Below are 12690 nucleotides of genomic sequence, written 5' to 3'. Positions count from 1 at the left end.
ATATAAATAAGTTATTTAATTATTCCACATCTAATAAGAGGAGGTGTTGCCATGATACATATAAGACCACCAACGAATAACAAAATATACTAAAATAGATCTACTACGTATATACATATTTTTCATGTTGAAAAACTAAGCACAATAAATCAATAAATACATCTATTTATTGATGGATGATTAAGAAAGGGGAAAATATAATGAAGAAATTATTTGTAATGTTTCTATCAATGGCACTTATTTTAGGTTTCTCTATGCCCGCTCATGCGGAAGAAACACTAACAATCAATGAGTTGTTGGCACCATATCAGGCAGCTGTTGATAAAGTAAACGAAGAATTAGGTATATCCATTTATATTCCTGAGAAAAATAAGGAAAAAGTCTATAATAATATTAAAGACAAGACTCCTGAAGAAATTACTTCCATGCTTATCAAAGAATATAAAGAATCAAGTACCGGTTCCTCATCCATTACTCAGTTTAAAGATGATAATTATATAAAAGACAGTGCTTATTCAGAAAATAATACTGAAATAGGTGAATCCGAATCGATTATCACTCCCTGCTATATAAGAGAAGATATTACACAGACGGTACCTATAGGATATAGTTCAGAAATGTATCTTGATTCTACTGTATTTAGTGCCACCGGAGATAGTTACGTTTATGAAAGCATTAATGATTATGGTTCACAATGGCCATCCTCATTCACCGGATATCACTTTGCCGTTGATTCAGGTTCCGCCTCATTAAGCAGTAACAAAAAAAGCTGTACTGTCTCATTGGTTGGGCATCCTGAAGATCCGAATGGATTTGCACTGACACTAAGACTGACTACCAGTCATACATTCACATTATAATTTTATATTAATTATTTTATACTATATAAGATAATGGCTTTTTAATAATGATAAGGGGATGATTTCTATTTAAATGCAAGTAAATTGCACGAAAAAATCAGCCCCTTATATTCCATTTCAGAATGAGTTATTCCAGCGGTACTACTTTTACCGGACCCGTTGAATTCGGTATATAATCAGGTTTTGAGGTTTTTCCTACAGCAGATTCTTTATTATAATCGCCCTGATAAGTATTCTTTGTTTTTACAGAATTATTTTCTTGTAAAACACAACTATCTTTTGTATAATCAGTATCCGTTTTATTGTCTGTTGTTGTATGGTTCGTTGATTCCAGCGATTGAATAAGCATTTCTTTGACTTCGTCACCGGTCATATCTTTTATCTTATCATAGACTTTATCCTTGTTCTCGTCCGGTATATATATGCTTGTGTTATATTCGGCATTGACTTTATCAATAACTACTTGATATGGTGCTAGCTTTTCGTCAATAGTCGGTTCATTTTTTACTATTACCGGTGCAAATAATCCAACCGCCAATATAATGGATAAAACTGTTTTTTTTAATATATTCATATATACACACCTCGTTTTCTTCATTTAACCAAATATGAATTTCTCTGTATATTATTATAACTCTTTTATGTTAATTTACAAATCATTTCAAAGAATTATCTGTGAATTTTATGTGAATTTGTTAATTATCACAGAATAGCACACCGGAACTAGATCAAAATATAAAGTCAAGGGCTTGCTAGTTCAAATATCCTGCTGGAGTCTCAAAAACTATCAAAACTTATTTAGTAAAGAATCTTAATCAACAATTCTGAATTAAAACATATAAAACTTGATTTCAAAAAGTTTGACACCGTAATTAGTAGTGAGTATAATTATAATAGAATTAGCTGTTATTTGATAAGAGAGGAGTAAGATAAATAATTGAAACTACTTCCTATTGTAATCCCAGATTACCAAACGCAACCCGTTTTTACGGATGGACTTGCAATCCTTTATGCTCATAATGAAATATATGCCCGCACTTGGCTTATAAACAATAGCCTGAGCGTGAGATTTTTTGATATAACGAGCTTTAGTGATATAAACGCTTACTTGCAGATATTACCTAATTCTATTATTCCAAATTGCTGCTTGTTGGAACACTATAATTATCCGATAAAATTCATTCCAGATATCACTGCCGTCATACGATCTGCAATAGACAAGGGATATTATGTTATGACCTCTATTGATTGTTTTTACTTGAGTTGTCATTCATCTGCGAAACAGCTTTTTCATGTACCTCATCCAATTCTAATTTATGGATATGAAAATGAGGAGTTTTTTGTTGGCGATCATTTTCTAGATGGTAGTGGAAAATACTCTTTAAAAAAAGTCAATTCTAATGAATTCATGTATGGGTTACTTTCTGCGCATAAAGAACTCAGTCATATTAATTATTTTCCTGAAATTCATTTAATAAAATATAAAAATGAAATCAAGAATTATACTCTCGATCTTCGGACGGTTAGAAAACATCTTCTTGATCATCTTAATTCAGTTGACATAGCAGAACCTCCACTGTTTTTCGATTATAATAATATCTGGTTTGCCTGTGGCTTAAATGGTATAAAAGCATGTACAGACTTTATTTTGCATGGTAATAGGAATCCGCATGAATACGTTAGATTATTGCACGAATTAATGGTTCATGCTGAAATTTTAAAAGAAGCAGCACACATTTTGAATACGCAGATAATAGAAAAGGAAGTTGATATATATATCAAAAAATGTTTACTATTAAGAAATCGAATGCTAAAAAATGTGCTCGCATCTAAAAATTTTGATATTATGGATTTTCAGGAAATATCTCTATTGCCTGATATAGATAAAAATATATTCAGTCTATTGATAGATCATATTAACAGGATGTAAACGCTTCATAGCAAGGTGCTATATTATAGTAGAATCATTTCATAGGAAATAACTTCTAACTTCTTGTATCAAAATATCATAATGAATTATTTAAAGATTCAGTCACGAATATGTTCTCTAATTTTGCTGAAAGAATACTTTGGATACTGATTTTAAACAGAATCGGTTTAATTAGTAGACACTAAATAAATTGTTTCATATCATATATCCATCAACGGCCAAAATTATTATGATTTTGAGTATAATAACAATACAGTTGATAATTGTAATTTATTGGTATATAATAAAAATTAATAAGTAATTTCTTAATAATTAAAATAAGTTTCAATATGCTTGACTTTTACAATCCACTCTCACCTACATCAATATTTGATTATCCTTTATTTCAATAGTGAAAAGTCTGCTGAAGTAAAATTACAAGTAATAATATCAGAGCTTAAATATTAATTCTCAAAAAAATGGTGGTGAAGAATATATAAAATTACCTATTTCCATACCAAAATACCAAACAATACCTACTTTTACACAGGGATTAGCAATTTTATATGGCAATAATAAAGAATATGCTGATTTATGGATTGCTAATAATTGCCTTTCAATTAAATTTCATCATGTACCAGAATCGTACAATCCATCAGCATATTTACAAATACTTCCTACTTTTGTAATACCAAATTGTTTTTTATTAGATGTCTATAAAGTTCCTATGGAACTAAATACAGATTTGGAATTTTTAATTAAAAAAAGTATATCGAATGAGTATTATTTTTCAACTTCAGTGGATTGTTTTTATTTGTCTTGCCATACTAATGCATTTAATAAAAGACATTTTATTCATCCAATTCTTATATATGGTTTTCAAGATAATATGTTGCTGGTTGCAGATCATTTTTTAGGGAATAATGGGTATTTTGAATTAAGATCAGTTTCATATGAGGAGTTCTATAAGGGTTATGTCTCTGCGCAATCGGATTTTCTTTCTCAAAATTACTTTAGGGGATTGAATTTAATAAAATATAACACGCAAATTAATGACTATAGTTTAGATATATTTTCTATAAAGAATAATATATCTAATTATTTTAATAATTCTTATCATGATCTTCCCCCTTATCACATGGACTATAAATACATACAATTTGCGTGTGGATATAAAGCTCTTTTGGAATTTTCTGATTATTTTAAAAAGTCAACCATTATGTCTTCTGAACATATTAGATTGTTTCATGAGTTGATGATTCATGCAGAAATTCTAAAATTTACTGTTAATACCTTACATATAGAAAATTTAACATTGAAATCTGAACATTATGTGAATAAATGTATGTTGTTAAAATATAAGTTAATGAAAAATGTATATAAAAATGATATATGCAATTCCTATCTTAATCAATTAGACGAGATTTTAAATATGGACTACGAAATATACAATATAATGAATAATGAAATATAAATTAACTTGAATTATTAAGGATAGAACGCCAGAACTTCGCACTTTCATTTTCGCCAACATACCTACCCAAAACTTCTTTGCACCCACTCATATCTATGCCGATTGCGAAATAGATAGCTTTTTTACAATGCGTTCTTGCTTATGACTTGAAAATGCATTGCTTATAGTAAGTTTGATTTTATCGAAAGTAAATCCCCCAAAATAGGCTATTACAGGTCCATCATAACCTGCTTTTGCTTTTTTAAATATTTCAGCATAGTACCCATTTTACCAGCAATTTGCCAAGGTACTTTATGGATTTTTCAAGAAGCCACAAATTTTATAGTTGAACCATAATTAATACCAATATTCCTAACCGATTATCAGTTAAGAAGCTATTCACAAATATTATTGCATAATGATGTCAAGACATCTATTTCTATTTTCTTAATTTCATTTATTATTAAAATCATTCTATTTAGCAGTTTTTTGTCACTTGAAATAGAATACTTGATCCATAACCCTTTCAATATGGAAGCTCTATTTAACACGTTAGAATAGTCCTGGTATAAGTCTTTCCAATTATATAAAAAGGAATTCTCTCCCATAAATTTTATTCTCATCATCATTAACTTTTTATGATCATTTAAGACAGCAAAAGGTCTGGTATCAAAAGGGACTTTATTTGAGCTTAATTGTTCTAAATATTCTATTAAAAAATCATATATTTCAACTCCATAGACCCAATTTCTTTTCCATTTTTCAGTCGGTATTTTATACTTTTCTAAAGTATTACTTGATGTAATGTAATCACATATAAAGCTTTTTACTAAAGCAGGATCAAATCTGTAATCCAATTCTTTATTATTGTGATATTCACTTCTTTTAAAAAAAGAAATAAGTTCAACACCATTCAACCAATCATGTTGCTTACTACATTCTGATAAGCTATTGTAAGCAATGTTGATGCATGAAAAAGGTACTTTAGCGTACTCATAAATACCATCCCTAAAGAAATCCGCAACATCAAACATCTGAGTATTTTTATCGTATCCAAAAATAAAAATATCGTGTACTTTATGATATTGATTGTAATTTTTTGATATAGGAATATAAAAATAATTAGCAATAAAATATACGTAGTATCCAAGGTCAATAGAGTCTATAATAAAATCTATTATACTATCCCATTTCCTTAAAATAAAATCTCTACTAAGCCTTTGAAAATAAATCCAAGGACAGCACTTCCAAAGGAGTGTAGTATAAAAGTCCAACCTAACACCATTTTCATAATTTCGTTTTACTTCAAGTTGAATATAGTAATTATAAAACCAAGGGATACTCTCCTGATAATTCCCTACAACTGACAATAAATTTGCGTGGAATGGATAACATGTTATTTGAGGATATTGCATTGGTAAAACCTTAAAATAAATATGATTTGTATCCATTGAAATCTCCTTTTTTCTTAAATGCTATATTGACGTTTGCGAAACACCACACCCCGTATAAATACGGGATATTTAATGTAATAAAATAAAAACAATTCCTCACTGATTTATGGTAAAATTTAAGTGCGAACAAAAATTAATACCCATACACCAAGAAGATACCCAGCTCATGGAGCTGAAAGATAGCATTATATAACTGAATCAACTTATTGCATACCAACAGGAAGCACTAAACACTGTCAAGGAACGCAAAGAGGAACCTGCCCGTCAGTATGTATACAGTAATCCTGCTGTGCTGGGAGTCTGGTATTGTAATACACTCTTCGCGTATGAAGCTGAAATCACTAAAAGAACAGCTGATGCGAAGAAAAATATAAGCTTCGTCTACAAAAGAAAACCTGTTTACAGCCTTTTGGTTGTGGCTTGCTGTACAGCACCCAACCCGGAACACTAGAATGGATAAAGCTGTTACCTATATCCAAACCCGGCGAGAATGCAATCCGACCATTACCATTGGAGGCAAGAACTGGCTCTCTAGTAAATCCACAGATGGAGCCAAAACCAGTGCCACTGTCTACAGCATTGTAGAAATGGCAAAAGACATGATCTGAATGTCTATAAATATTTAAACTATCTGTTGGAGCAACTGCCAAGTAAAGACATGACCGATAAGCAATATCCCTGATGAGTGATATCATTAAAACTATTTCTAAACAAATAGTAATGATAATGAACATCGAACAGTTTTTAATTAAATTCATTTTAATATTATTTCTTCAACTATTCTCTGCAATTTAATGTCAATCTCGTTTAAATCAGAAATGATACTTTCCAATTTTTCGTTTGTAATTTTTCTTGCTCTCTTTGAATAAATACATAACATATTAATTATTTCAGAATATTGAATTATCATATTTTTTTCTATCTTATTTATGTCTTCACTTTTTTGAATATTCATCTCTATTGCACCACGTTTAATGATATCAACAATTACCCTTTTGGGTAGGATTAACCATCTTCTGAAATTTCTTGAATATTCATCATCTGCAAAATTTGATAAATTAAACTCTTTTGACTTAAGGAAATTGGTAAAAACATTATTTTTAAAGCCATAATCACTTAAAAATTCCGAGAACATATCATAGTAATTTTTTATTTTTGGCTCATTATTTTGTATAATAACATATAAGCAATTAGCCAACTTGGGATTGTGTATTTTATTCGATTCTTCCCACATGTCTAAGAGCAAATCCTCTCGTAACCATAGTTTAAATAAACCATAACCTTGTCCTTCATAAGTTGCACCACTTTGCTCAACATGAGGTGCATCCCTTAATAGAATTTTTTTCATTGTGTTATCATACCCACTTATAACCACTCCATGCGTAGAATCCACGTCGCCTATATCGTATACAAGCGATTTTCGCCTTAATAAAAGAAAAACAGGAATATCTTTATCTATTTTAGAAATTACTGCTTTTAAAAATTGTGAACTGTCATTAACAACTTCTCGTTTAATTTCCAATCCAAATTTTGTTAAAATATAGTTCCTTTTATCAATAAAATCTTCATTATTATATTTTTCCGATATATTCCAATTTGAAAAAAGAATACTGTAAAACGCATAAAAGAAATAATTCTCTTTTTTAATATAATCTGAGAGCGCAGCAATAGGCTGGTCAATACAATTTAACTCATCTCCTGAAAAATATCTATCATAATAGCCTAAATTTAATGTTTTTCGCATTTTTTACCTCCTGACGCAATAATGATATACCTAATACCTTTTTCCTATCTACTTTTTACAGGTCAATAGGATATAGAAAAGACATTCATTCCATAAAGCCCCTTCACTTTCCTATTATTTCCCATAACAATAAATCTCCCATGTCTGGCAAAACTTTATGGAATAAATTCATGTTCTTATACTTTTCAGCATCATCTCCGTTATTTTCGATGAATTCGCTGCATATGCTGCATACCAACCCAGAACCAAAGTATATCTTTGCCTCCAACACATCGACATGATAATTAACAGTTTCCTGCTCGGTTCCCTTGTTATAATGGCGTTCCAGACATTTATCATTAATCTTCCTGTCCCCAGAATAAAGCTGCGTTCCATCAATGATAACAATACATTTCCCCATGAATCTGGCATCATGGAAGCTTTTCCTTCGGATCAGGTCATACACAATATCCTGTATGGTATCCTGTCAATCGTTCCAGATAATCATTTTCTGTGACATGATGGGGCAGATATTCTTCTAACTCCACTCCCATAAAGGTAGCCATATTTTCCACAACATCTGGTTTATTAAACCTGTCCGTCATATCCTGCATACTGATAATACCAACAATTCCCTTATAATACATCTGCCCAGCATGGTTTACCGGTGTATGTGATATAACTCTGGTGCCGTGGATCAGCTATTTGCCCAAATCGATTGAATAGCTCAGGATAAAACTTTCTCTGTACCTCATTACATGCTTCAATTGGATTCTTTTCAAGGGCTCTTGTAGCCCTAATTTCTGATCTTCCCATACGTATTTTCCCTCTCTGCGAAAAAGCTTTTTATTTTATTATACTTCTTTTTCACAGAAAGGCCTGTATTTATTGGAAAATTAGTGCGAATTATTTTTACCTGTTAGAACTGGGAAAGAGCCGTCAACTGCTCGCCTAGGCTAAATCAAATTTTTGTGGCATACATTAAAAAATGCAAAAAACTAATAGTTTTTTAAGGAGGTCACTTACCAAATAACTCACACCGTACGCAGCTCCAAATGGAAAGATATCATCCTACAATGCCAAAACAGACCGGCTGAGTGAGCGCAAAACAATGGATGGTTGAAAATGAAATTAGTAAAAAATCGTATTACTATTGGCAACGCAAATTCCGAAAGAAAGCTTACGATCAAATGAATAATTCTCCAGTATTGCCCGTGCAGAAAAATTGGAAAGTCTCATTTGCCGAGATTCTCTTAACAGAACCGAAGAGATTAGTTTCAGATATCATTCCTGAAAATATCAAACCAACTGCTGTAATAAAAACTGCAACAATGACGATTGCGCTATCAAATGATATATCTGACAACCTACTGTCGAGAATTCTTAAAGAGGTATCACATGCTTAAGGACGCAGCTTCTCTTTATGTTACAAACACAATAATACCATTGAAACAGCGTTTACTAAATAATCACCGATTGGTTTCAGGAAAGTTTATGAAATATTCACAAAACAGTTCCTATATCTCTTGTTTTTTGCCGGATTTTGACAATCACTTAACAGTACCTACTACTTATACTATCCATATTCTCAAAATGCCTTATTAATATCCGTAGTCAACGATTTCGAATTTCTATAGAAAAATCTGTTCATTGCAGGCTGAATAAGACCATTTATTTTCTCCCACTCCTCATACATACAGTATTTTTTTATTCCACATGCGGTACAGTCTCCACAACTTGGTAGTTCAAAACTAGATAGAGCATCCTTCGCATTTTTGATAAGATCAGTAATATCACACATATCAATAGAATTCGGCAAGAATTTTTCAAGACCATCAAAGTTTGGATTATATAATATGTAGCGATACGCAAAAATTAATGCCTCTGCAAATTTTCTGCTACTATCCTCAAGGTTGTTTTCTTTTACATATAAATACAAATATTTTGAAGCACCATCGAGATCATTTAATGACAGATATCCATAGGACAAGAACAGTAAATTGTCTGGGAAGAGAGCTTTTATTGGTTTTCGTAGAAGCAGATCAAAAAAAATCATAGGATAACCATATATTTTATAGCGTGGAATATCTCGTAGAGAAGACAATACTTCAAAAAACCAAGCTCTTTCGAATCTCGACGCACCATTTAAATTCAAATATACTTCTCTTACACGATCTTCGTTTGCAAGTATAGGGAATTCTGCATTATAAAGGTAATTAACTGCTGTTATTCCAGAGATAAATACTTGGTATGTAGGGAACCCCATAAACGATAAATCACGACTATAAACTTTATATCCGTTTTTTTCTGCAATTTCTAACAAATATAAATATGCAATATCATTATTACCCTCTTTTAAAAAGACATCTGAATAGATTCGGCTCTGTCCACTATGAAATATAGAATGTGGTTCATACCCAGTATTATTCACCACTGATCTTACCCATTCTGTATGATACGAAACATCTTGTATATCCTGTAAAAGCATAACCTCTATGTCTTTACCAGTAAATGGTGTCATTTTTCTATTAAATTCGATTTTGTTGGCAGCATAACCTTGAAATGCTTCTGTTATACACCGCTGTAAAGCAATATCAATGTCGTAGTGTGCCCCGATTGTAAAGGAATAAGATAGTGTCTCCTTGTCCCATATCACCAATCCAATAACAGGAAATATCCCCGCGGTACAATCTTTCACAAAACATTCGTACCCTAAGCTTTCTAGGCAAAGAATTTGCTTATAACAATTCAGATGCTTCAATTCTCCAAGGTCTATTGTAGATATCTGCAATCCTTCAAAAAAAATCATATGATGTACATGTCGTTCATAAATCTCACAAATCCCCTGTATAACTGCCTCTGTTTCAGTATTCCCCGCACATAAGCCATTCGTACCACATAATTTTCTTATAAGTTTCATTGGAAGATTTACTTGTTGATTCATCTGTAAATCCATAAAAGGTGCACAGTAGCAGTAGTCACTGTTCTCGTGTAAGAGTTGCTGTAAATTAAACCCCTTCTGTATTATAAATTCGAATGCAAACAATTTTTTCGATATATTATAAACATATTCCACTGTTTCTAATTTTTCATCAGGGAAGAAGCATTCAGATCGGTTTTTATTACCAAAAACAGTCTTTAATGTTGATCTAGACTGTAAACGTTCCATAAATTCGGCATATGCACTAGCTAAAGCATACTCCTTTGTTATTCCCTTACCATTGGTTCCTACGCCTGGCAAGTTTTCAAATTCCAAACGTACAGAGTACCACATTTCATTGTCAACCCAATTTTTTTCGCAAACATTTAAATTATATTTCGCTAGAATATCCTTTATACGGTTGATTGTTTCAATGGGCTCACATTCCTTACTCATAAATTTCATTCAAGGCCCTCCCCCTCTCATACGAAATAATGCGCTGTATTTTTTGTATAATATCTTTATCTTTTTTACATCTTCTGCTTGATACGGATCTAACTTTAAATGGCGAAATTTCTTATAATATAGCGTATACTCATCAGCGGAGAGTCCATATTCGTTCAAAGTGCCAGCAAACAGAGTGTCATTTCGATTTAATGGCTGTTCAAAAGTATATTTATCATGATTCCTTAACTCGATTCGATAACCGTCTACATATATTACCTTTAACCCTTTGCGCAAAGCAAAGTTAAATGCCTCATTTATTGTGTTAACAATCGGCTCTCCCTTATCATTCAACGATGTATTAATAATAATCGGAATACCTGTGACTTTATAATAATTTTTCATCGCTCTATATAGTATCTCATTATCTTTCTTATTCAAGGTTTGGATACGACTTGTAAAATCTGCATGATTCACTGCTGGTATGTCGGCTTTTTTATCCTCCTTTACAGTGAATATATTTAACATATAAGTACTTATAAAAGCGTCATTATACCAATTATCCAGTTCCTCCTCCAAAATTATTGGAGCTACCGGTCGCCACCACTGACGTCCTTTGACAGCGTTTAGTTTATCCCTATGTAATTCAAATCGCGGGTCAGCTAAGATACTTCTATCTCCCAATGCTCTTGGCCCCATTTCCCCCCTCCCGGAAAACCATACCACAGGACCACACGAAATATCTTCAACAAAATGGCTTAGAGTTTTATCTGCAGATTCTATATAAGCGTTAAACTCGCCTTTATGTAAAAAGTTTTCTACATCGTCTCCATCACCGTAATATGAATGATTCAATTTAAAATTAACATAAGGCATATGTTTGTAAAAATAAAACAAGCCCATTCCTAATGCTTGTCCACTGTCATTTACACATGGAGCTATTAATTGTCCCTTAAAGCCATATTTATTTTGTATAAATGTATTCGTAGGGCAATTCAATGCATACCCACCGTTCAAACCAAAATAGGTTTCTTGGGGCAGGATTTCTAACTCTTTTACCACCTTGTTTACCGTTTTATCAACAATTTCAATTGAAATTCTTTGAATTATTTTCACAATCATACTTACTTTACTTTCGTATTCCGTAAAAGCACTATCATAAAAATTAAATAAAACGCCTGCGTCTTTTTCACCGTACCCAAGAATTCGCTTGATAATACCTTGAACAAATGAGAACGCCTTCCGTTTATCATCTTCGTGTATTATTAAGTACTCATCCTCTTGTATATCGAAGTTTTCAAGAGACTCACTCTTTGATGCTGTCGCCAACGCCATAAGTGACCCTTCTTCATACTTGAGTTCATTTTTCATAAATACCCAGTAAGGTCCTGGTGATGGAATTGGAAATCTTTGCATCTGCCCTTTTTTACTATATATCCCATAGAAATTATATTTTGTATCACAATTTGTCTCAATCAATGGATCAGAACCAGCATCCACACAAAATGTTAGTATCTTCTCATTATAAAACTTTTTACTGTCCATTAACAAAGACGTAAACAGATGAGCAGTTGCATGGTATGTATAGTCGGGATCCTCCTCATAAAAATCTATGAGATTATCCTCTGGACTTAATGGTGTCCCAATAATCTTTTTTATGTCCTTCGTAGAGATAGGAGGATTCATTTTACTTAATAACATATCCAAAAACTCATAAAATGCTTTTTTATCCGCAAATGCAATGTGATGATGCTTTAGCCCTGTTATTCTTTCCAATTCCCAATAGTATAATAGCTCTATTCTATCTTCTTCCTTTTTCCACAATGCAATACAGTGGTCATGTCGTATTGTAATTCTCAATTCAGAGGACATTTTGTCTACATGTGCATATGCAGATATATAGAATCCATCATCTAGCATAATCAAC

11 protein-coding genes and 1 pseudogene are annotated in these 12690 nt (G+C 31.9%); 4 read left to right on the top strand and 8 right to left on the bottom strand.

Annotated elements, in window-relative coordinates; genetic code table 11:
* Window positions 1–200 precede the first annotated feature (200 nt).
* A complete protein-coding gene (locus RBU59_RS20865; protein WP_308144401.1) occupies window positions 201–860 on the top strand; it encodes a hypothetical protein in 660 nt (219 codons plus the stop codon).
* Between the two features lie 127 nt (window positions 861–987).
* Here RBU59_RS20865 and RBU59_RS20860 read toward each other — a convergent pair whose 3' ends face one another.
* The gene (locus tag RBU59_RS20860; RefSeq protein ID WP_308144400.1) at window positions 988–1434 is read right to left on the bottom strand and encodes a hypothetical protein; all 447 of its coding nucleotides are present in this window, start codon (window positions 1432–1434) and stop codon (window positions 988–990) included.
* Window positions 1435–1797: 363 nt separating this feature from the next.
* On the opposite strand from RBU59_RS20860, the gene RBU59_RS20855 reads away from it, so the two are divergent.
* Entirely contained in the window at window positions 1798–2790 is a 993-nt protein-coding gene (locus tag RBU59_RS20855; protein ID WP_308144399.1) for a hypothetical protein, read from the top strand.
* A 706-nt stretch (window positions 2791–3496) separates the two neighbouring features.
* Entirely contained in the window at window positions 3497–4243 is a 747-nt protein-coding gene (locus RBU59_RS20850; protein ID WP_308144398.1) for a hypothetical protein, read from the top strand.
* 13 nt (window positions 4244–4256) lie between these two features.
* Here the strand turns inward: RBU59_RS20850 and RBU59_RS20845 are convergent.
* The 5 genes and pseudogenes from RBU59_RS20845 to RBU59_RS20825 form a co-directional block, all read right to left on the bottom strand.
* Window positions 4257–4367: pseudogene (locus RBU59_RS20845) on the bottom strand (transposase); the annotation flags it as partial.
* 250 nt (window positions 4368–4617) lie between these two features.
* Window positions 4618–5673 carry a hypothetical protein gene (locus RBU59_RS20840; RefSeq protein WP_308144397.1) on the bottom strand — a complete coding sequence of 352 codons (1056 nt, stop codon included), beginning with the start codon at window positions 5671–5673 and terminating at the stop codon, window positions 4618–4620.
* Window positions 5674–6430: 757 nt separating this feature from the next.
* Complete coding sequence (locus tag RBU59_RS20835; RefSeq protein ID WP_308144396.1) at window positions 6431–7420, bottom strand: hypothetical protein; 990 nt, start codon at window positions 7418–7420, stop codon at window positions 6431–6433.
* Between the two features lie 103 nt (window positions 7421–7523).
* Window positions 7524–7820: a hypothetical protein gene (locus RBU59_RS20830; RefSeq protein ID WP_308144395.1), complete on the bottom strand. Its 297-nt coding sequence runs from the start codon at window positions 7818–7820 to the stop codon at window positions 7524–7526.
* Window positions 7821–7857: 37 nt separating this feature from the next.
* Entirely contained in the window at window positions 7858–8046 is a 189-nt protein-coding gene (locus tag RBU59_RS20825) for a hypothetical protein (protein WP_308144394.1), read from the bottom strand.
* A 450-nt stretch (window positions 8047–8496) separates the two neighbouring features.
* Between RBU59_RS20825 and RBU59_RS20820 the strand changes: the two genes are divergently transcribed.
* Window positions 8497–8805, top strand: a complete 309-nt coding sequence (locus RBU59_RS20820; RefSeq protein ID WP_308144393.1) for an IS66 family insertion sequence element accessory protein TnpB — start codon at window positions 8497–8499, stop codon at window positions 8803–8805.
* A 182-nt stretch (window positions 8806–8987) separates the two neighbouring features.
* Here RBU59_RS20820 and RBU59_RS20815 read toward each other — a convergent pair whose 3' ends face one another.
* Together RBU59_RS20815 and RBU59_RS20810 are read right to left on the bottom strand one after the other, a co-directional pair.
* Entirely contained in the window at window positions 8988–10784 is a 1797-nt protein-coding gene (locus RBU59_RS20815; RefSeq protein ID WP_308144392.1) for a YcaO-like family protein, read from the bottom strand.
* Complete coding sequence (locus RBU59_RS20810; RefSeq protein WP_308144391.1) at window positions 10785–12683, bottom strand: carbamoyltransferase C-terminal domain-containing protein; 1899 nt, start codon at window positions 12681–12683, stop codon at window positions 10785–10787.
* Window positions 12684–12690 lie beyond the last annotated feature (7 nt).

The organism is Anaerocolumna sp. MB42-C2 (genome assembly GCF_030913705.1).
Lineage (GTDB): Bacteria > Bacillota > Clostridia > Lachnospirales > Lachnospiraceae > Anaerocolumna.
This window is presented reverse-complemented; position numbering and strand designations above follow the sequence as displayed.